The 19721-nt window shown below is 68.0% G+C and carries 20 protein-coding genes; 12 read left to right on the top strand and 8 right to left on the bottom strand.

Features of this window, described 5'->3' with window-relative positions; translation table 11 throughout:
* Window positions 1–24: 24 nt before the first annotated feature.
* Window positions 25–624, bottom strand: coding sequence for a hypothetical protein (locus tag ACI3KU_RS12740; RefSeq protein ID WP_404922676.1), 600 nt, complete (start codon window positions 622–624; stop codon window positions 25–27).
* A 98-nt stretch (window positions 625–722) separates the two neighbouring features.
* On the opposite strand from ACI3KU_RS12740, the gene ACI3KU_RS12735 reads away from it, so the two are divergent.
* The 3 genes from ACI3KU_RS12735 (at window position 723) to ACI3KU_RS12725 (ending at window position 3124) form a co-directional block, all read left to right on the top strand.
* On the top strand, window positions 723–1316 hold the full coding sequence (locus ACI3KU_RS12735) for a PadR family transcriptional regulator (RefSeq protein WP_404922675.1): 594 nt from the start codon (window positions 723–725) through the stop codon (window positions 1314–1316).
* Between the two features lie 290 nt (window positions 1317–1606).
* Window positions 1607–1729, top strand: a complete 123-nt coding sequence (locus ACI3KU_RS12730) for a hypothetical protein (RefSeq protein WP_404922674.1) — start codon at window positions 1607–1609, stop codon at window positions 1727–1729.
* An 81-nt stretch (window positions 1730–1810) separates the two neighbouring features.
* Window positions 1811–3124 (top strand): hypothetical protein, encoded by a 1314-nt coding sequence (locus ACI3KU_RS12725; RefSeq protein WP_404922673.1) that lies wholly within the window; start codon window positions 1811–1813, stop codon window positions 3122–3124.
* A gap of 85 nt (window positions 3125–3209) precedes the next feature.
* Here the strand turns inward: ACI3KU_RS12725 and hpf are convergent, their stop codons facing one another.
* The 5 genes from hpf to mtrA form a co-directional block, all read right to left on the bottom strand.
* Entirely contained in the window at window positions 3210–3872 is a 663-nt protein-coding gene (gene hpf, locus ACI3KU_RS12720; protein ID WP_404922672.1) for a ribosome hibernation-promoting factor, HPF/YfiA family, read from the bottom strand.
* 87 nt (window positions 3873–3959) lie between these two features.
* Complete coding sequence (locus ACI3KU_RS12715) at window positions 3960–4619, bottom strand: ComF family protein (RefSeq protein ID WP_404922671.1); 660 nt, start codon at window positions 4617–4619, stop codon at window positions 3960–3962.
* A 105-nt stretch (window positions 4620–4724) separates the two neighbouring features.
* A complete protein-coding gene (locus ACI3KU_RS12710) occupies window positions 4725–6428 on the bottom strand; it encodes an LpqB family beta-propeller domain-containing protein (RefSeq protein WP_404922670.1) in 1704 nt (567 codons plus the stop codon).
* Window positions 6425–8116, bottom strand: a complete 1692-nt coding sequence (gene mtrB / locus ACI3KU_RS12705; RefSeq protein WP_404922669.1) for an MtrAB system histidine kinase MtrB — start codon at window positions 8114–8116, stop codon at window positions 6425–6427. Before mtrB ends, ACI3KU_RS12710 begins: the two co-directional genes overlap by 4 nt.
* A 4-nt stretch (window positions 8117–8120) precedes the next feature.
* Complete coding sequence (gene mtrA, locus ACI3KU_RS12700) at window positions 8121–8801, bottom strand: MtrAB system response regulator MtrA (RefSeq protein WP_404922668.1); 681 nt, start codon at window positions 8799–8801, stop codon at window positions 8121–8123.
* Window positions 8802–8984: 183 nt separating this feature from the next.
* Between mtrA and ACI3KU_RS12695 the strand changes: the two genes are divergently transcribed.
* The 8 genes from ACI3KU_RS12695 to ACI3KU_RS12660 all read left to right on the top strand — a co-directional run bounded on the left by ACI3KU_RS12695 (window position 8985) and on the right by ACI3KU_RS12660 (window position 17624).
* Window positions 8985–10424, top strand: coding sequence for a glycerophosphoryl diester phosphodiesterase membrane domain-containing protein (locus ACI3KU_RS12695; RefSeq protein ID WP_404922667.1), 1440 nt, complete (start codon window positions 8985–8987; stop codon window positions 10422–10424).
* Window positions 10408–11088 carry a DUF4129 domain-containing protein gene (locus ACI3KU_RS12690; RefSeq protein ID WP_404922666.1) on the top strand — a complete coding sequence of 227 codons (681 nt, stop codon included), beginning with the start codon at window positions 10408–10410 and terminating at the stop codon, window positions 11086–11088. The genes ACI3KU_RS12695 and ACI3KU_RS12690 overlap by 17 nt, the downstream gene beginning before the upstream one ends.
* Complete coding sequence (locus ACI3KU_RS12685) at window positions 11085–12263, top strand: DUF4350 domain-containing protein (protein ID WP_404922665.1); 1179 nt, start codon at window positions 11085–11087, stop codon at window positions 12261–12263. The genes ACI3KU_RS12690 and ACI3KU_RS12685 overlap by 4 nt, the downstream gene beginning before the upstream one ends.
* Window positions 12260–13234 (top strand): AAA family ATPase, encoded by a 975-nt coding sequence (locus ACI3KU_RS12680; protein WP_404922664.1) that lies wholly within the window; start codon window positions 12260–12262, stop codon window positions 13232–13234. The genes ACI3KU_RS12685 and ACI3KU_RS12680 overlap by 4 nt, the downstream gene beginning before the upstream one ends.
* Before the next feature lies 1 nt (window position 13235).
* Window positions 13236–14543: a DUF58 domain-containing protein gene (locus ACI3KU_RS12675; RefSeq protein ID WP_404922663.1), complete on the top strand. Its 1308-nt coding sequence runs from the start codon at window positions 13236–13238 to the stop codon at window positions 14541–14543.
* A gap of 218 nt (window positions 14544–14761) precedes the next feature.
* Complete coding sequence (locus ACI3KU_RS12670) at window positions 14762–15211, top strand: Fur family transcriptional regulator (protein ID WP_404922662.1); 450 nt, start codon at window positions 14762–14764, stop codon at window positions 15209–15211.
* Complete coding sequence (locus ACI3KU_RS12665; protein ID WP_404922661.1) at window positions 15204–16655, top strand: catalase; 1452 nt, start codon at window positions 15204–15206, stop codon at window positions 16653–16655. Before ACI3KU_RS12670 ends, ACI3KU_RS12665 begins: the two co-directional genes overlap by 8 nt.
* Before the next feature lie 174 nt (window positions 16656–16829).
* Window positions 16830–17624, top strand: coding sequence for an aquaporin (locus ACI3KU_RS12660; protein ID WP_404922660.1), 795 nt, complete (start codon window positions 16830–16832; stop codon window positions 17622–17624).
* Window positions 17625–17681: 57 nt separating this feature from the next.
* On the opposite strand, the gene ACI3KU_RS12655 is transcribed toward ACI3KU_RS12660, so the two are convergent.
* Window positions 17682–18671 carry a stage II sporulation protein M gene (locus ACI3KU_RS12655; RefSeq protein WP_404922659.1) on the bottom strand — a complete coding sequence of 330 codons (990 nt, stop codon included), beginning with the start codon at window positions 18669–18671 and terminating at the stop codon, window positions 17682–17684.
* A gap of 17 nt (window positions 18672–18688) precedes the next feature.
* On the opposite strand from ACI3KU_RS12655, the gene ACI3KU_RS12650 reads away from it, so the two are divergent.
* Window positions 18689–19486: an RDD family protein gene (locus ACI3KU_RS12650; RefSeq protein ID WP_404922658.1), complete on the top strand. Its 798-nt coding sequence runs from the start codon at window positions 18689–18691 to the stop codon at window positions 19484–19486.
* A 15-nt stretch (window positions 19487–19501) separates the two neighbouring features.
* On the opposite strand, the gene ACI3KU_RS12645 is transcribed toward ACI3KU_RS12650, so the two are convergent.
* Window positions 19502–19721 (bottom strand): DUF3499 family protein (locus ACI3KU_RS12645; RefSeq protein ID WP_404922657.1); only part of this gene is annotated, 220 nt, incomplete at its 5' end.

Genomic DNA, 19721 nt, shown 5'->3' with positions numbered 1-19721 from the left:
CTTTCGACGGCACATTCGCCCATGTTATCGGTCCGTGACCTCTGAGGCTCCTGGATACGCGCTCTGCTCGCTCAGGGCGATCATGCGAACAGCGCCCAGCAGAGCCACGCCGAGCAGGAGCGAGGCGATCGCGAGAACCCACGATCCGGTGAGAACGCCGACCGGTCCGGGAATGAGAAAGGATCCTCCCCGGCTCGTCCAGCCCGCCGCCGCGGCGACGAGCGCAAGACCGAGCACCCACGCGACGCCGACAGTCATCGTGAACGGCCGCGCGGGGCGGGCACGGGTCAGGTCCGCCACGAGCAGCACTCCGCCGATGACGATCATGAGCTGGACGATCAGGAAAAGTGGCACCGAGTGCACCCCGACGATCTGCAGGATCACCGCGACGACCGGCAGGACGGCGATGACGAACGCACCGATTACCCCGGGAATGCCGCGCAGAAGGGATCCCGGTCCGACCGCGAGGGCCACCACCGCGAGCGCTGCCGCCACCGTGATGACGAGGGCGGAGAGCGAGTCGGCGCCGGCCGGAACGAGCATCGCGGAGAGAGCCGCGACCAGTCCGATTCCCAGAAGCAGGATTCCTGCGGCTGTCCATGTGGTGGTCCGGGTGACAGGCATATGTTCAGGCTAGGCGTCGGGAAATAGTTGCGCAGTATCTGATTTCTCGATATACATATACTCAGAAATTAGATACTCGGAAACCTTTTGGAGTCACGATGTCGGTCCGCCAGAGTCTTCTTGCCATCCTCGATCAGGGTCCGTGCTACGGATATCAGCTGCGCTCCGAGTTCGATCGGCGCACCGGCTCGACCTGGCCGCTCAACGTGGGCCAGATCTACAACACCCTGGAGCGCCTGGAGCGGGATGGATTGGTCGAGCGCGGCGACGCTGACGATCAGGGCCACGTGTTCTGGGAGATCACCGACGCAGGTCGCGCGGAGGTCGGGGCGTGGCTGTCGTCTCCGGTGGAGCGCAGCGGGGGCACGCGTGACGAACTCGCCATCAAGCTCGCCGTGGCAGCCACGCTTCCCGGTGTCGATGTGACCGCCGTGATCCAGACCCAGCGGCGCGCCACCCTCTCCCAGCTGCAGGAACTCAACCGCGCGAAGTACGCCGGAGCCGCGCCGGACTCCCCCGAAGAGCTGGCGTGGTCCCTGGTCGTCGACTCGATGATCTTCCAGACGGAGGCCGAAGCACGCTGGCTCGATCACACCGAGCAGCGTCTGCGTCTGCACCCGCAGCACGCCCTGGAGCTGGAGCTGTCCACCGAGCGGCCGAAGCGCGGACGTCCCGCCAAGTCGCGGGCCTGATCGATCACATCCGATGACGAAATGAGCATGAACAGCACGAATCAGCCGATCCTCTTGCACGACAACGCTTGCTGTGGATCGGCACCCCGGTGGCGGGCTTTGCGCACCTGACGGCGGTGGTGGCCGGGCTGATCCTCCCCCGCGGCACCGACCTCACCCGCCGCACCGTCATCACCCGATCCGAGAAAAGTTCTCCCGAAAGTGAGACCTTTCGGCCCCGAGCGGACATACCCCTATGAAGCAGTCCTCATCCGACACCAGACGATGACGTATCGAAGGAGCATGGACCGATGCCCAGCAAGATTCCCGCCACACTCACCCTGGCGACCCCGATCGATCCCGCGGCGCTCATGCTGCCGCCGACCGAGCCGATCGACATCACCGAGCTGATTCGCGCCGAACTCGAACGCTGAGCGCTTCTTCACGCCTGCGCACCAGTGCGCGCTGAGCGAACCCGCAGCGCACCCACGGCATCGCCGACCTAGGATCATTGCATGGCAGGTTTCTGGGGCAAACGCAGGCGCGAGGAACAAGAAGCTCAGGACGCGGCGGATGCGGATCTCGCCCGACGCGCGGGCGCGGCCCTCGTGTCCGCGGACGAGCGCATTCGTGTCACGACCGATGAGCTGGAGTTCGCGCGCGCAGAACTGGGTGAGAAGGCCGTCGGCCCGCTCTCCGAAGCCCTGACCGCCGTACGAACCCACCTGCGCGAGGCGTACCAGCTCAACCAGCTGAACCACGACGAGATCCCCGACACCGTCGAGGAGACGCGCACGCGCAACGCCCGCATCATCCAACTCTGCGAGTGGGCGGAGTCCGTGCTCGATGAGCGCACCTCCGCTCTGCAGGACCGCATCGAGCTGGTGCGCCGTGCGCCGCAGATCATCGAGGGTGTGCGCCGCGACACCGTGGCCCTCAGCGAGCGCGTGCCGGCGGCGAAGGAGGTCATCGCCCGCCTCGAGCTGCGCTACAACGATGACGCCATGCGCCAGGTCCGAAACGGTGCCGACGAAATCGAGAACCTGCTGGCCTTCGCCTCGCACAGTGCCAATGTCTCTGCGCGGCGTCGTGAGGCCGGTCGTAACGAAGAAGCCAATCTCGCGCTCGAGACCGCCACGGAGGCAGTCCGCCGCGCCACCACGATCCTCGACGGCATCGACGACTTCGAGCTCGAGGCCATGCGTGCCGAGTCCACCCTCGCCGACGTGATCGCCGATTCCCGTGGCGACCTCATCCGGGCACGCACCGCGCCGCGCTCGCCGGCCGTCACCGCGGCGGCGACCGAACTCGACGCCGCCCTGCGTACCCTGCCCGCAGCAGGCACGCGCACCGATCCCTTCACTGAGCTTTCGGTACTGCGCGAGGCCAACAGCGCACTCGACGAGGCGATCGCGAAGGCCGTGGAGCGCGCAGCGCGCCCTCTTCCGCCCGTCGCCACCGTCCGTCACGCCGTTGATGACGCCGACCGGCAGCTGGCCGTCGCCCAGAACGTGATCTCCGGCCACCGCGGATGGATCGGCGCGGACGCGCGGACCCGCCTCGCCGAGGCGGAGCGGCTGCGTCAGGACATCGACCAGCTCATCGAGCCCGAGGACACCCGCGAGCAGGCACTCGTGCTCGCCCGTCGCACCGGCAGCCTCGCATCGCAGGCGCTGCAGCTCGCCCAGCGCGACATCGACTCCTCCCGCCCGGACGACCGCTGGGACGGCCCGCGCGGTGGCGGGCGTGGGATGTCGGGCGGCGACATGCTCGGCGGGCTCATCGGTGGCGCGATCCTCGGCGGCATCATCGGAGACATCTTCGACTGAAACGCGGAGTTCACGACTGAAACGCGGACTTCATGACGAAGGGGCTGTGCAGCGGTTGCTGCACAGCCCCTTCGTCATGATCGGGTCAGGACACTTGCGCCGCCACTGCGGGCTGGGCGAGCGTTGTGAGAGAGATCACACCGTAGTCCCAGCCCTTGCGGCGATAGACCACGGACGGATGATCGGTTCGCGCGTCGACGAACAGGAAGAAGTCGTGACCGACGAGCTCCATCCGATCCACGGCGTCCTCGACGCTCATCCACTCCGCCTCGAACCGCTTCGTGCGGATGACTACCGGTGAGTAGTCGGGCTCGTCCTCATTGCCGGTGATGATCGGAATCTCGCCCGTGGCGACCGATCGGAGCACCTCCACCGAGGCGGGCTGCAGGTCGATGCCGGTCAGGCCCTCGCCCTTCTGGAAATGCGCACCACGCGGATGATCCCGCGCCTCGATGCGCTTGCCCTTCACGCGTCGGATCTGCTCGGCGAGCTTGTCCAGCGCGAGATCGAGCGCGACGAACTTATCGGCGTCCGTCGCCTCGGCCCGTACCACCGGGCCCTTGCCCACCAGAGTGAGCTCAACGGTCTCGTCGTCCATCCGGCCCTGCTTGTAGGCGTGATGGGTGACTTTCACATCGAGGTGCTGCGCCCGTGGCGCAAGCGTCCCGACGCGGGCGGCCTTCTCTTCGGCCACCTCGCGAAACCGGTCCGAGATCCCCACGCCAACACCAGCGAAGTTGATTTCCATCTCTGACCTCCTTGTCCGGTCCGCCCACGGGGCGGGCGGACCCAGCCGCTTAGTTGTCGTCCACCGTATCCCCCGCACGCCGACATGTCACCTGTCATTTGCCGGTGTGTCATCTCGGTCTGCGCTGACAGCCGTGGCGGCCCCGAGAACACGCGCTCCCCTCGACCGCAGAACAGCCGCCGCGGCATCCAGTGTTGCGCCGGTGGTGACCACATCGTCGATCAGCACCACCGGGCACCCCGGTCTCAGCACCCCGTGCACCGCGAAGGCACCCACCATGTTGGCGGCCCGGTCGCGCCGTCCCAGCCCGCGCTGATCGGCAACGCGCCGAGCGTGGCGAAGCACACGGACTACGGGCATTTCCCCGCGCCGTGCCATCAGCTCCACCGGGTGAAATCCCCGCCGACGATACGAACGCGCGGACGACGGAATCGGCACCAGCGCGATCGGTTCCGTCCCGACATCGCCGCGTTCGCGCGCTTCCGCGATGACGGCATCGACCGCGTGGTGCAGGGCCTGGCCGAGAGCGCGAGCACAGGGGGTCTGGCCGGCCTTGTACGCCTGCATCACCGACGCCGCGTCCTCCCAGCGCCAGGCGCTGAACACCGCGGTCCCACCGGCGGTGCCGCGCCGCGCCGGACCCGGGCGGTTCAGCTCGGCAATGCACGCGTCGCACAGTGCGGGCCCGTCGGCGTCGCACCGGACACAGGCGGAAGGCACGACGAGATCGAGGAGCTCACTGATCATCCGTCGCATCCGCTCAGCGTGCCATACCGAGGGTGGTCAGATCCGTCTGAGACCTCGCCTCGACCCGCGCGCGGTGGAAAACCCGGCTGGGGAGGACGCGATGGGTCAGCGGATGACGGTCTGCACGTTGGCGAGAACGGAGATGCCGTCGGCGACCTTCTGGAAGACGGAGTTGCGGCGGGAGTAGAGCGTGCCGTCTGAGCTCAGCAATCGCACGTTCGCGGTGCGGTTCACGCCGGAGAGGTGCAGAGCGTCTTCCGGGGCACGGAATCCATCCCGGATGCCACCGATCGAGTCCGAACCGAACCAGGTGTCCGTCCCCTCTCGACTGAGCACGCCGATCGTGAGCGAGTCGAGCCAGGCGACATCCAGACCGATTCCCCCCAGGTCTCGCAGCCGCTTGAACTCCCCGAGTCCGGATGGCTTGCCATCCGATCCGCGCAGCACGGGGAACCAGCCCAGGATCGCCGAGGACCCCTCGGTGCCCAGTACCGCCAGTCGCGTGCCGTCGCGGGAGACCTGCATCGCCTGCACCGACGTGAGCTCGGTGACGCCGGTCTCCAGGGTGATCTCCTGGTCCTGTGGCGAGCTCACCTTGAGCGACGACGGATCGGCGGTGCTGGTCCACACGAAACCCTCCGGATCCACGGTCGGCTCGATCAATCCCGGGCGATTGTCCAACACCACTCGATCGGCGTCGTCGGTGTAGCGGTAGACCGTCCCGTCCTGCCCACGACCCACGGCCACAGCGGGAGCAGTCGAGGTTCCCGTCCCGCTGATCAGCACGAGAGCGTTCGGCACGGTCTCACGGATGTCATCCGCGAGCAGATCACTGGGCGTCAGGCTGTTCCCGCTGACCGTGACCCCGCCGTTGGCCGTGAGTGCGAAGAGGGTGCTGTCCACGGTTCCCGCATCCACCGTCTGCGGTGCGGGCGAGAGAGCGGTCGCGCCGACGGTCATCGTGACGGAGGAGGCACCGAGGCTTCGTTCGAGCTGGAGTTTCATGAGCCCGAGGGTGCGGGAGTCGTCGGTGGAGAGCTCGGTGAAGGACACCGTCGTGCTGCTGTCGGTCTGGACCACGGAGCCGTCCTGCAACGTGGTGCCGTCGGGAATAGCGGTGCGCACCGCCGGGGCGATGTCCGCGCTCGGTCCGCGCAGGAGAGCCGCTACGGTGCGTTCCGGCGCGGCCAGCTTCGGGAAGTAGCGCTGATCCGGCACGAGGTAGTGGAAGGTGGGATCGAAGAACATGAGCGAGGTGGACTGGTAGGAGGCATAGAAGAGGTTCGACTCCATCACGATGCCATCGGGCGCTGACGTGATGCGCCACTCCCCCGCATCCGGGCTGCCCGCCGGCTGCTGTTCGAGCTGGAACGGCAACACGATCGGCTGGGGTGCTGCCTGTCGGTACACGCCCTCTTCATCCACCACGGCCACCGGCTTCACCGTCACCGTGACCGCACCATCTTCCGCGGCCTCCGAGACCTCGCGTTCGCTGAAGGAGTCGATGGTGACGCTCTGGTTGGGCTGCCAGGTCGCGTCGGGAGCGAGGAACTTCCGTGCGGTCGCGAAGTCGCCGCGCGGGCTGGTGGCGGCCTGGATGAAGTCGCGCACGATGCGGTCAGGATCCGAGCCCTTGACCGGATCCGACGCCTGCACCTCGATCTGCTCCTCGCCACCGACGGGCTGGTCGAGCGAAACCGCCTGCACGGAGGACGATGTCGGCATCGCACCGCAGGCGGAGAGGACCAGCGCGAACACCAATGCGACGATCACGCCGCCGCGGCGTCGGAGGGCGTGCCGGGTGCTCATGAGGATTCCTCCTGCACGGTGCTCTTCTTGGCGACGACGTTGTTCAGCCCCGCTACCAGAATCGGCTGGGTGATGCCGAGCTGCTCCAGCGCGGCACCGGCATCACTCGGCTCCAGCGGAACCGGCGACACCGTGGACAGCATCTCGCCATCTCGCGGCAACACCAGCACGAAGTTGGTGCCCTCGCCCGGACGCGACCACACTTCGAGCGTGCCGTGGTGCAGCTTCGCGTCGCCCAGGGCGATGGACAGCCCCAGTCCACTTCCGCCGATCGTGCGCTTTCGCGACGGGTCGGCGCGCCAGAACCGGTCGAACACGCGTTCGGCGTCCTCCGGAGCCATGCCGATGCCATAATCACGCACGCCGAGTGCCACGACATGCTGGTCGCTGTCGACCGTGACCACGATCGGACGCCCTTCGCCATGCTCGATCGCATTGCCGAGCAGGTTTCGGACGATCCGACGAATCCGACGCGGGTCGATGTCGATCGGCGAATAGCCTCCCGGGGCGACCAAGCGCAGATCCGATCCGCGTTGTTCGGCCAGCTGCTCCATCCCCTCGATGCAGTCCTCCGCGAGCTGGGCGACGCTCGTCGCCTCCAGCTCCAGCTGCACCGACCCCGCGTCGTACCGGCTGATCTCGAGGAGGTCGGTCAGAAGCACCTCGAAGCGCTCCACCTGGGTCTGCAGCAGTTCCGCGGAACGAGCGGTGACCGGATCGAACTCGTCGCGTTGCATGTTCAGCATGTCGGCGGCGAGCTTGATCGTCGTCAACGGCGTCCGCAGCTCGTGGGACACGTCCGAGACGAAGCGCTGCTGCACCAGCGACAGATCGGCCAGCTCCTTGATCTGCGATTCCAAGCTGTTGGCCATCGCGTTGAACGAGCGGCCGAGAGCCGCGATCTCGTCGTCGCCGCGCACGTGGACGCGCACTCCGAGGTCGCCACCCGCGAAGCGGGCGCTGGTGAGAGCCGTCTGCGCCACGGGCGCGACCACCTGCCGCACCACGAACCAGGAGATCAGACCCACGACGACGAGGAGCAGGAGACCCGCGATCCAGAGCATGAGCTGCAGGAATCCGAGGGTCTGCGATGCCGCACTGAGGTCGTACACGAGATAGAGGGAGTAGGCACCGTACTCGGGCACGTCCAGCTGACGGCCGATGATGATCGCCGCCACCGGCTGCCCGTTCTGCGTGATGTGCGTCGACTGCCACCACATGCCTTCGGGCTTGTCCTCCACCCGGGCGCTCATGTCGGCGGTGATGATCGTGTCATCGAACTCGCCCCAGAACCGGTCCTGCCAGACGTTATCGACGGGCACATCGGTGTCGATGCGCAGCATCGCGCCCTGACTGCTGGCAGAGCGCTCGATGAGATCTTGGTTCATCGAGTACAGGGTGGAGATGAGAATCGAACGGCCGCCGGTGAGATCGGCACGGTTGAGCGTGTCCTGCGCCGCCTCCGAGGCACGGCGCGCATCGGAGCTCACCTGCTCGTAGCGCGAGGTGAAGAGATAGTTCTGGATGACGAAGCTCATCACCACGAAGGAGACCAGCACGGCGATCGCCGTGAGCGTCACCGCGGTCGCCGTGGTGCGAAAGCGCAGCGAGGAGTTCCAGGAGCGGCCGATTCGCGCGGCCCAGCCACGGATACCGCCGTCCGCCGCGAGGCGTGCCTCGAGGCTCACGGGTTCATTCCACCGCGCCCGCGCGGTAGCCGACGCCGCGCACGGTGGTGACGATGCGCGGGTTGTCCGGGTCCAGCTCCACCTTCGCGCGGAGCCGCTGCACGTGCACGTTCACAAGCCGAGTGTCGGCCTTGTAGTGATAGCCCCACACCTGCTCCAGGAGCATCTCGCGCGAGAACACCTGCTGGGGCTTGGATGCCAGCGCCACCAGCAGTTCGAACTCCAGCGGCGTGAGGGCGATGACCTCGTCCGCGCGACGCACCTCGTGCGCGGCGACATCGATCGTGAGATCGCCCACGCGGAGTACCTCGGAATCTCCCGTCGTGGTCGGACGGAGGCGAGTGCGAATCCGGGCGACCAGCTCCTTCGGATTGAAGGGCTTGACCATGTAGTCGTCGGCGCCGGCCTCCAGGCCCGTGACGACGTCGGCGGTGTCGGCACGCGCGGTCAGCATGATGACGGGGATGCCCGACTCCGTGCGAATGCGACGGCAGACCTCGATGCCGTCCAGGCCCGGGAGCATGAGATCCAGCAGGATCAGGTCCGGCTTCTCATCGCGGAACGCCTGCACCGCTTCGGAACCGTCCGCACAGAACACCGTTTCGAACCCTTCGGTGCGCAGCACGATACCGATCATCTCCGCGAGCGCGGTGTCGTCATCGACGACGAGGATGCGAGACGTCATAGCGACGGTTGGTCCTTCGTTCGAGCATGCCGGACGGGTGTCGGCTCTGCTCCAGCGTAATCGACACGCCTGCAGAACGGTGGGATGCGGCGCAGGATCGAGCCCATGCCGCGACTCGGAGAGATTTCGAGGGGCCATGCGCATGTGACACGATGGGGGTCACACGCATCGAGGGGGCTCATCGTGACACAGAATCCGGGCACATATCCCGCGTGGACACCCGCGCCGCAGCCAGGGCTCATCCCCCTGCATCCGCTCAGCTTCGGACAGATCCTGGGGCGCTCCTTCAGCGCTCTGCGTCACAACCCCAAGGTGCTCTTCGGCTTCGCCGTGTGCTTCCAGGTGGGCGTGAGCGTCCTCGGCACGCTGGGACTCGCCGGGCTCGTCTTCCTGACGATGCCGCGGTTGGAGACGGCATCCGTCACGTCCGACGACTACGGCGCGATCTCGGCGGGCAATGCGCTGCTGATCTTCCTGGGCTCCCTCGTGATCGGCCTGCTGATGCAGGGCGTCACCATCGTCGTGCAGGCCATCGTGGCAGCGGACGTGGCCGGCGGCATCGTGGCCGAGCGTCAGACCCTCGGGCAGCTGTGGCGAAGGATCACGCCGGTGCTCGGACGACTGATCGGGTACACGTTCCTCATCGGTCTGGCGATGGCGATCGTCATCGCGGTCCCCGTCGTCATCGTCCTGGTGGTCACGGTGGGGCTGTCGATGAGCCTGGGCCGCGATGGCATCGCGCTCACGGTGATCCTCATGATCCTGCTCATCCTCGGCGTGTTCGTGCTGTTTCTCTGGCTGAACACCAAGCTGTCGTTGGCAACCTCCGCCATCGTGCTGGAACGTGCCACGATCGGCTCGGCCATCCGCCGATCGTGGACGCTCACGCGCGGCCGCTTCTGGGTGGTGTTCGGGGTGACCATCCTGATCAGCCTCGCCTTCGGCGTCGTCGCGAGCATCGTGGGTTCGATCGTGCAGATGGTGGTGGGACTCGGAGCCTCCGTGTTCCTCCCGACCGGACTCACCACCGACTTCGCATCGATCCTCGGCACCGTCCTCACGGCGACGCTGCCGGCGCTCATCGTGCAGGTCGTGATCCAAGCGGTGGGTCTGGTGGTCAACGCGACCGGTCTCGCGCTGTGCTACACCGACGCGCGGATGCGACGCGAGGGCCTCGACGCCGATCTGCTCGCGTACGTCGAGCGACGCGACCTGGGCGAGCCCACCACGGATCCGTTCGCGTACGACCCCGCACGCATGTACACGCCGTCCGCCGCGGTCGGAGGACCGGGTGCGAGGTATGGCGCGCAGTATCCGGCGACGGCGTACGGGCAGGCGCCGGTGTATGGGCAGGCACCTGTGTATGGGCAGGCGCCGGTGTATGGACAGGCACCTGTGTATGGGCAGACGCCTGGGTACGGACAGACACCCGCGTACGGACAGGCACCCGTCTACGGGCAGGCACCCGCCTACGGGCAGGCACCCGCCGCCCCGCAGGCTCCCGCGGCTCCCGCGTATGGACAGCCGCCCCTGGCTCCTCCCCCGGCCGGTACCCCGGCAACTCCGCCGTCTCCGCCGTATGCTGCGCCGACCGGCCCGTCCGACGATGCGGAATCGCGCTGACGTGATCGGATTCTCCGAGATCCCCCTGCTTCCGGACCCGGATGAGGCCCGGTCCTGGCTCGAGGACGAGCTGGCCAAGCCCGCCTACGCCGAAGCTCAGCCGACGTGGTTCGACCAGATGGCGAAGGCGATCAGCGATTTCATCTCCGGCATCCTCAACCCGCAGATCGGGCCGGGCGGCGGCATGGTGGTGGCCGCCATCATCGGCGTGCTGATCGTCGCCATCATCGTGGCGGCGATCATCGTGTGGGGTGTGCCGCGAACGCGCGCCTCCTCGCGCCTCACCGCCGATGACCTGCTGTTCGGCGAAGAGGAGAGCCGCACCGCGACCGAGCTCCGACGCGCCGCCCAGCAGGCCGCCGCGGCCGGTGACTATGACGAAGCCGTGATCCTCCGGTTCCGGGCCTTGGCACGCGGGTTGTCCGAGCGCGGCGCCGTGCGCCTCGGCCCGGGCGCCACCGTGCACGCGTTTGCGGCTCAGGCGTCGGCCGCCTTCCCGACCGAGGTCGCGGAGCTGAGCGCCGCAGCCGATGTCTTCGACGCCGTCCGCTACCTCCGACAGCCCGGAACCCCGGAGGCCTTCGACGGCATCAGCCGAACCGATGAGCGTCTGGAGCGCTCCCGCCCTGTCGCGCTGCCGGAGCTGACGGGGGCGATCTCGTGAGCCTCGCCGTGGAGCGGGACGGCACGCCGCTGGTCGCCCGTCGACGCAGGGGGTGGCGCGGATGGATCGCGGTGGTTCTCATCGTCATCGTGGCCGCCGTGCTGCTGCTGTGGGCCAGCAGCACCTTCACGGCGTCGGAGAAAGGGCGCGCCGATCCCGAGAGCCATGGACCTGATGGCTATCGCGCCCTCGTCGAGGTGCTGCGTGGTCACGGGGTCAGCGTGGAGATCGCCCGCAGTCACAGCGACGTCGCGCGTCTGCTCGAGGACGAGTCCAGCACGCTCGTGCTCCCGGACCCGTACACCCTCAGTGACGACACCGTCCGCGGCCTGATCGATGCGGCGTCGACCACGGTGCTGCTCGATCCCAGCTCTGCCGTCCTGGATCTCGCGATTCCGGGAGCGGAGATCGTGGGATATGGCGCGCACGAGGTCGCGGCGAAGTGTGACCTCCCCGCCGCGGAGAATGCCGGAACGATCCGTCCCGGCGCGCTGATGACGGGCGGCGATCTCTCGTGCTTCCCAGAGGGTGAGGGCGCGGGCCTCATCTCCGAGACGCGTGACGGGCGGACGGTACGGGCCCTGGATGCCTCGCTGCTGTTCACCAACGCGAGCGTCACCGAGAACGGGAACGCGGCGCTCGCGCTCGCGCTCCTCGGCGAACACGAGTCCCTCGTCTGGTACGTCCCGAGCTGGAATGACAGCGACACGCAGCGTGCCTCGGACGCCACGCTCGCCGACCTCACGCCCGGCTGGGTCACTCCCGCGCTCGTGCTACTCGCCCTGACGGCGGTCCTGGCAGCGATCTGGCGCGGTCGCCGATTCGGCCCCCTGGTCGCCGAGCGGCTGCCGGTCACCGTTCGGGCGTCGGAGACGCTCGAGGGTCGCGCTCGCCTCTACGCACGGGCGCGCGACACCGGCCATGCGGCGCACATCCTGCGTCGACGCAGCATCGCCGAACTCGGCCGACTGCTCGGCATGGGTCGCGGCGCGACGCCGGATGCCGTCATCGACGCTGCCGCAGCGGCGGTCGCGGGCCCGCGTGATGCGCTGCGCATACTCCTCACCGGCCCCGCGCCAACGACTGACGCCGAGCTCGTCGAGCTCAGCGACCGACTCGCACAATGGGAAGCGGCGATCCGCGCCGCCGTACGAACCGAAGGGAAGCGCTCGTGAGCACACCCGGATACTCCACCCCGGATCCCACGCGCGACGCGATCAACCGCGTCCGCTGGGAGGTGGGCAAGGCCGTCGTCGGTCAGGACGGCACGGTCACGGGCCTGCTGATCGCGCTGCTCGCCCGAGGCCACGTGCTGCTGGAGGGGGTGCCCGGCGTCGCGAAGACGCTGCTGGTTCGCTCATTTGCGCGCGCGATCGGTCTGGACACCAAACGCATCCAGTTCACCCCCGACCTCATGCCTGGCGACGTCTCCGGCTCGCTCATCTATGACGCGCGTTCGGGCGAGTTCGAATTCCGCGAGGGGCCCGTCTTCACGAACGTACTGCTGGCGGATGAGATCAACCGCACGCCGCCGAAGACCCAGTCGGCCCTTCTCGAGGCGATGGAGGAGCGACAGGTCTCCAGCGACGGCGTGAGCCGGCGTCTGCCCGAGCCGTTCCTGGTCGCTGCGACGCAGAACCCCATCGAACAGGAGGGCACGTACACCCTTCCCGAGGCGCAGCTGGACCGGTTCCTCCTGAAGCTCATCGTGGAGGTGCCGGGGCGCGATGCCGAGGTGGACGTGCTGCGTCGTCACGCTGCCGGATTCTCCCCGCGATCACTGGAGTCCGCCGGTCTGCAGACGGTGGTCACCCCGGCCGAGATCACGGCCGCCCAGGACGCCGTCGCCCGCGTGGCCGTGACCGATGACGTGCTCGCCTACATCGTCGATCTCGCGCGCGCCACGCGCTCCAGCCCGTCCGTGCAGGTCGGTGTGAGCCCGCGCGCGTCCACCGCGCTGCTGGCTGCTGCGAAGGCCTGGGCGTGGCTGGGCGGATTCCCCGCCATCACCCCGGACCACGTGCAGGCGATGGTGGTGCCCGTCTGGCGTCACCGCCTGCAGCTGCGTCCCGAGGCGGAGATCGAGGGCGTCTCGGCGGATGCAGTGCTCACCAACGTGCTCGCCCAGACCCGGGTTCCGATCTGACGTGTATCTGACCGGCCGCGCTCCCCTCATCCTCGCCCTCGGCGTGGTGCCCGTCGTGCTCTCCGCGAGCCTGGGCATTCCGCCGTGGACGATGCTGCTGCTGTGGCTGGTGCTCACGCTCGTCTTCATCGTGACGGACACGGCCCTCGCGGCAGATCCGCGACGACTCGTCGTCGACCGCGACGTGCCGACACGCTCGCGTCTCGGTGAACCGGTCCGTACCGAGCTGATCCTCACCAACCGCGGATCCCGGCGCGCGGTGCTGGCAGTGCGCGACGCCTGGCAGCCCACGGCAGGTGCTCCCGAGCGCCGTGAGCACGTCGTGGTTCCGCCCGGTGAGCGACGCTCGCTGAAAATTGCGCTGCTCCCACGTCGACGTGGTGAACTGCGCAGCGGCTTCGTAGCGGTGCGTTCCGCCGGCCCGCTGGGAATCGCGGGCCGACAGGTGAGCCTGCACAGCGAGGGGCGCATCCGGGTGCTCCCCGCTTTCTCCTCTCGACGCCACCTCGCGTCGCGGGTCGCCCGGCTGAAGGAGCTGGACGGCAACACGTCGATCCAGGTGCGCGGTCAGGGAACCGAATTCGATTCACTGCGGGAGTATGTCCGCGGGGATGACGTGCGCTCGATCGACTGGCGCGCCACCGCTCGCGCCGGGACCACGATGCTGCGCACCTGGCGCCCGGAGCGCGATCGGCACGTGGTGATCATCATCGACACCGGACGGACGGCGGCCACGCGCGTCGGCGATGGCACGCGGCTCGACGCGGCGATGGAGGCGACGCTGCTGTTGGCCGCGCTGGCGCAGCGGGCCGGCGACCACGTCCACCTGCTGATGTTCGACCGGGTGATCCGCGCGCGCGTCACCGGAGTGGACGGTCCCGGGCTGCTTCCCGCGCTCACCGATGCGATGGCCGGCGTGGACGCGCAGCTCATCGACACCGACTGGGACGCGGCGCTCGCGCAGGCCCGCGCGCTCGGTGTGCGTCCGTCGCTGCTGGTGATCCTCACCGCGCAGGACGAGCCGCTCAGTTCCCGGGCGTTCCTGACGTCCCTCGGGCTGGTCCCCCGTGGCACGCGCCTCGTGGTGGGATCCGCCACCGATACCGCGCTGGATGAGATCGCGTCCGAACGCGGTGATGCCGACGCCGTCTATCGTGCGGCGGCAGCAGAGCAGACGGCACATGAGGCAGCGCTCGTCGCCTACGCCGTCGAGCGCTCCGGCGGCGACGCGATAGCCGACACCCCCGAGGATCTTCCCCCACGGATCGCCGACCGCTACCTCGAGCTCAAGGCCCAGGGTCGCCTCTAGCCCGACCCGCTGCCGCTCTCGTCCGCCCCCGCACCTCTCGCGGATACCTCAAGGCACTCACGATCCCCGCGAGACTGGCGTCTGTGGGCGAGAATCCGCGCAACGCACCGATTCTCGCCCACAGACGGAAGTCTCGCGGGTGATGGGTCGCGGCGTGAGGCGGAATCTTGGGTGAGTCATTTTTACGAATCAGTCAGGAAAAGGGTAGGGTCGGGGATATGGAGACGACGGGGGCGCCCACGGCGGAGCACGTGGCAGACGTGCTGCGCCACGCTGGCCTGCGCGTCACCGCACAGCGTGTCGCGGTCTACAGTGCACTTGCCACTCGCCCTCACGCGTCGGTCGACGTGGTCCACGGCGCGATCCGCGACGCGGTCCCGGGCATCGCGCTGCAGACCGTGCACGGCGTGGTGGGAGATCTCACCGACGCCGGCATCGTCCGCCGCGTCAGCCTGCCCGATGCCGATCGCGCACTCTACGAGCTCGACTTCGTCGACAACCACCACCACCTGCAGTGCATCGTCTGCGGTCGGGTGGAGGACGTGGAATGCACGGTCGGACACGCCCCTTGCTTGATTCCCTCCTCAGACCACGGAATGCGTGTGTTGGAAGCAACCATCACCTTCCGTGCCATCTGTTCAGACTGCGAAAGGAATGGACATGGCTGAAGCCAACGTCACCACCACCCAGACCGGCACGCCCGTCGCCAGCGATCAGTTCTCGCTGACCGTCGGCGCTGACGGCGTCACCGCCCTGCACGACCGTTACCTGGTCGAGAAGCTCGCCTCCTTCAACCGCGAGCGCGTGCCGGAGCGTAACCCCCACGCCAAGGGCGGCGGTGCGTTCGGCGAACTGGTGATCACCGAGGACGTGTCGCAGTACACGCGCGCAGCCGTGTTCCAGAAGGGCACCACGAGCGAGACGCTCATCCGCTTCAGCTCCGTCGCGGGCGAGCAGGGCTCCCCCGACACCTGGCGCGACGTCCGCGGCTTCTCGCTGCGCTTCTACACCACCGAGGGAAACCTCGACATCGTGGGCAACAACACCCCCACCTTCTTCATCCGCGACGGGATCAAGTTCCCGGACTTCATTCACTCTCAGAAGCGCCTCGGCCAGTCGGGTCTGCGCGACGCGGACATGCAGTGGGACTTCTGGACGCTGTCGCCGGAGAGCGCACACCAGGTGACCTATCTGATGGGCGACCGCGGCCTGTCGAAGTCGTGGCGTCACCTCAACGGCTACGGCTCGCACACCTACCAGTGGATCAACGCGGCCGGTGAGCGATTCTGGGTCAAGTACCACTTCCACACCCGTCAAGGCGTCGTCGCGATGTCCGCGGAAGAGGCCGAGCGCATCGCCGGTGCCGACGCGGACTACTACCGTCGCGATCTGTTCACGGCGATCGAGAACGGCGACTTCCCCACCTGGGACGTCTCCGTGCAGATCATGCCGTATGAGGAGGCGAAGACCTATCGCTTCAACCCGTTCGACCTCACCAAGACGTGGTCGCACGCGGACTACCCGCTCATCCCGGTCGGCCACTTCACGCTGAACCGCAACCCGCAGAACTTCTTCGCAGAGATCGAGCAGGCGGCCTTCTCGCCGGGCAACCAGGTTCCCGGAACCGGAATCTCGCCCGACAAGATGCTCATGGCGCGCGTTTTCGCCTACCCCGACGCCCAGCGCTACCGCATCGGCGCCAACTACAACCAGCTGCCGGTGAACCAGCCGCACGCCGCCCACGTGAGCAACTACATGCACGAGGGCAACATGCAGTTCCTGTTCAACCCGGCCGACGCCCGCGTCTACACGCCGAACTCCTACGGCGGCCCCGCTGCCGATGCGGAACGCGGCGTGGAGGGAAGCTGGGAGAACGACGGCGAGCTCGTGCGCTCGGCCTACACGCTGCACGCGGAAGACGACGACTTCGGCCAGGCGGGAACGCTCTACCGTGACGTCTACGACGACGAGCAGAAGGCGCGCTTCCTGGACGTGCTGCTCGGCCAGTACGCGGCACTCACGCAGGACCGCATCAAGGAGCGCTTCATCCAGTACTGGACGAACGTCGACGCCACCCTCGGCGCGAGCATCCGCGAGCGCATCGGCGGCTGATCGCCGACTTCGAGACGGGGCAGGACCACAGGGTCCTGCCCCGTCTTCGCGTGTGGGCCATATGAAGGAGCTTTGCGACAACGTGTGCGTCGCGCATCCTGAGAGAGCGCTGGGCCGATACGATCGGCGACGAACCAGCGGCACCCCCCAGCATTCGTTCGAACGGAGTATCAAATGAGTCGTGATCCGCGCACGGGCAAGAGCCCGGCGTCCGCAGCCTCGGCCAGCGCCCAGCCCACGATGGGCTCGCGCCTGGCAGCCGAAGCCCTCGGCACCTTCCTTCTGGTGTTCGGCCTGATCGGTGCAGCGCTCTTCAGCTCTCACCTCGCCGATGCCCAGAACGCCCCGACCGCCGGCATCGTCCCGGTCGTCGCCGCGCTCGCCGTCGGCCTCAGCGTCATCATGGGCGCGTATGCGTTCGGTCCGATCTCGGGCGGGCACTTCAATCCCGCCGTCACCCTGGGTCTGGCGGCCGCGGGTCGCTTTGCCTGGAAGGACGCGCTGCCCTACATCATCGCTCAGGCGGTGGGCGGTGTGGTCGCCAGCAGCGCCCTGGTGCTGATCGGCCTCTTCGGTCCGGCCGGGTGGCTCACCTCCGCTCAGGACGGTGGCTTCGCCAGCAACGGCTGGGGCAAGCTCTCTCCCGGCGGATTCGACATGCCGGCGGCGATCATCATCGAGGTGATCATCACGGCCCTGTTCCTGTTCGTTATCCTGGGCGTGACGCACGCCAAGCGCGGCACCCAGTTCGGCGGGCTCGTCATCGGCCTCTCGCTGACCCTCTTCCTCCTGGTCGCTGTCCCGGTCGACAACGCCTCGCTGAACCCGGCACGCTCGCTGGCCACGGCCATCTACGGTGGCGGCGACGCCCTGTCGATGCTGTGGGTCTTCATCGTGTTCCCGATCGTCGGCGCACTGCTGGCCGGCTTCTCCTACCGCGCACTGTTCGACAACGTTCAGAAGCGCTGATCACACGAACGATGGGGCGGGACCGATTCGGTCCCGCCCCATCGTCGTTCTTACCGGTCAGCCGGCGTACAGTGTCGGCGTTCCCGCCTCGTACTCGGTGAGATCCCCCGTCTCACCCCGCCGAGTGGCCCATCGACCGACGACCAGCATGTAGACGAGGAAGATCGCCAGCGCCAGCGCACCGATCGTGATCTTGACCGCGGGCGGCCAGGACTGGCCGGTGACGAAGCCCTCCACGAGCCCCGAGAGCGCCAGCGAGAGGATGAGGCCGATCACCGTGGTCGCCAGGGCGCGCCCGGCGGAGGCGAGGGACTCCCCGCGCGTGCGGCGCCCGGGCACGACCCAGGCCCAGAACACGTGCAGGCCCGCGGCTGCCGCGACGAAGATGCTGGTGAGCTCGAGGAGGCCGTGTGGCAGCAGGCTGAGGATGAGCACGTCGCCGCGGTCGAAGGCCAACATCACCGCGCCGGCGACGCCGAGGTTGATGGCGTTCGACATGATCACGTACACGGGGAAGATCCCCGTCACGCCGAACATGACGCACTGCGCGGCGATCCACGCGTTGTTCGTCCACACCTGGCCGGCGAAGGCGGCGCCCGGCTCGTAATAGTCGGTGAAGTCGTTCTCGGCGTACTGCTGCAGCTGGGCCTTCGAGCCCAGGGTGGCGATTAGAGCCGGATCCGCCGAGATCCACAGCGCCGACAGCGCGGCGATGCCGATCGTGGCGAGAGCGATCACGAGCGTCGTCCAGCGCAGCCGGTACAGCGCCGCCGGGAGCTGCAGAGCGAAGAAACGCGGGATTTGGCGAGCGACGTTCTCCCCCGCGCCGGTCAGCCGGTGGCGGGCGCGGGCGATGGTCACCGAGAGAGAATCCCCGAGCTGGGTTCGTCCCGCGGAGGTCTTGATATCGGAGAGGTCGGCCGAGGCCGCGCGGTAGCGCACCACCAGCTCATCCACGTCCGCACCGGAGAGATCGCGGGATCGAGACAGCTCGTCGAGGCGGTCCCATTCCCCCCGGCGTCTGCTTCGCAATGCGTCCAGATCCATTGGTGTTTACTGTACCCATGTCTGCTGTCGTCGGTTCGATCCATCAGGACGAGATCCTCACCGGTGAGGCCATCGCCCTCGACGTGCAGCCCCTGGGCCTGATGATGCGGGCGCTCGGTGCCGTGATCGACATGGTCATCGGGTACGCGATCATCATCGCCGCGTTCGCCGCGCTGGCCGCCTCCGGCGTCGATGAGTCCGTGTTCGCGATCATCCAGATCTCCGCGATAGCCCTGGCGTTCGTGATTCTTCCGACGGCGGTGGAGACGCTCACGCGCGGGCGGAGCGTCGGCAAGCTGGCCGTCGGCGGTCGGATCGTCCGGGCCGATGGCGGGACGACGGGCTTCCGGCACGCTTTCATCCGCTCGCTCATCGGTGTTCTCGAGATCTACCTGACGTTCGGCGGGCTGGCCTTCCTGGTCGGCGCGTTCACGCCTCGATCGCAGCGGCTCGGAGACCTGGTGTCCGGCTCATACTGCGAGCGCACCCGCACCCCGCAGGTGCCGGAACACACTCTGATCCTTCCCCCGGTGCTCGCCGGCTGGGCTCAGATCGCGGACGCCGGACGGCTGCCGGTGCGGCTGTCACGGCGGATCACGCAGTTCCTCACTCAGTCGGCCAACCTCATGCCGGGCGCGCGCACCCGCATCGCCCAGGAGCTGGCGACCGAAGCCGCGCGGTGGGTGTCTCCGCTTCCGCCGGTGGATCCGGAGACGTTCCTCTGCGGCGTCGCCGTGCTGCGTCGCGACCGCGAGGCGCGCGCCCTGGACATCCAGAACGAGCGCGTGAACGCGCTGCTCGGCTCCGTGCGCTGAGCGAGCGGATTCCGCCTAGGACTGCAGAGTCTCGTGGCGGATGACGACCCATCCCTTCGGGACCGAGAGTCGTTCGGTGTGCATGGCGCAGAGATCGTGCGCGTGCGGATCACCGGCAGCACCCAGCGGGCCGAGGGCAGCCATCTGATCCGCGTAGTCGTACGTGAGCGTCGAGACCGCCTCGCGAGAGCAGCCGACCTTCGAGCAGAGCCTGGTGAACATAGCCCTCCCACCC

Origin of the sequence: Microbacterium sp. ZW T5_56 (assembly GCF_044987425.1) — a bacterium.
GTDB lineage: Bacteria > Actinomycetota > Actinomycetes > Actinomycetales > Microbacteriaceae > Microbacterium.
Note: the sequence above shows the minus strand (reverse complement) of the source record. Positions and strands in the feature narration are given on the sequence as shown.

Coding starts and splice junctions, on each gene's coding strand:
- ACI3KU_RS12740 (WP_404922676.1), bottom strand. CDS start 624: ATGCCTGTCACCCGGACCACCACATGGACAGCCGCAGGAATCCTGCTT.
- ACI3KU_RS12735 (WP_404922675.1), top strand. CDS start 723: ATGTCGGTCCGCCAGAGTCTTCTTGCCATCCTCGATCAGGGTCCGTGC.
- ACI3KU_RS12730 (WP_404922674.1), top strand. CDS start 1,607: ATGCCCAGCAAGATTCCCGCCACACTCACCCTGGCGACCCCGATCGAT.
- ACI3KU_RS12725 (WP_404922673.1), top strand. CDS start 1,811: ATGGCAGGTTTCTGGGGCAAACGCAGGCGCGAGGAACAAGAAGCTCAG.
- hpf (WP_404922672.1), bottom strand. CDS start 3,872: ATGGAAATCAACTTCGCTGGTGTTGGCGTGGGGATCTCGGACCGGTTT.
- ACI3KU_RS12715 (WP_404922671.1), bottom strand. CDS start 4,619: ATGATCAGTGAGCTCCTCGATCTCGTCGTGCCTTCCGCCTGTGTCCGG.
- ACI3KU_RS12710 (WP_404922670.1), bottom strand. CDS start 6,428: ATGAGCACCCGGCACGCCCTCCGACGCCGCGGCGGCGTGATCGTCGCA.
- mtrA (WP_404922668.1), bottom strand. CDS start 8,801: ATGACGTCTCGCATCCTCGTCGTCGATGACGACACCGCGCTCGCGGAG.
- ACI3KU_RS12690 (WP_404922666.1), top strand. CDS start 10,408: ATGCGGAATCGCGCTGACGTGATCGGATTCTCCGAGATCCCCCTGCTT.
- ACI3KU_RS12670 (WP_404922662.1), top strand. CDS start 14,762: ATGGAGACGACGGGGGCGCCCACGGCGGAGCACGTGGCAGACGTGCTG.
- ACI3KU_RS12665 (WP_404922661.1), top strand. CDS start 15,204: ATGGCTGAAGCCAACGTCACCACCACCCAGACCGGCACGCCCGTCGCC.
- ACI3KU_RS12660 (WP_404922660.1), top strand. CDS start 16,830: ATGAGTCGTGATCCGCGCACGGGCAAGAGCCCGGCGTCCGCAGCCTCG.
- ACI3KU_RS12655 (WP_404922659.1), bottom strand. CDS start 18,671: ATGGATCTGGACGCATTGCGAAGCAGACGCCGGGGGGAATGGGACCGC.
- ACI3KU_RS12650 (WP_404922658.1), top strand. CDS start 18,689: ATGTCTGCTGTCGTCGGTTCGATCCATCAGGACGAGATCCTCACCGGT.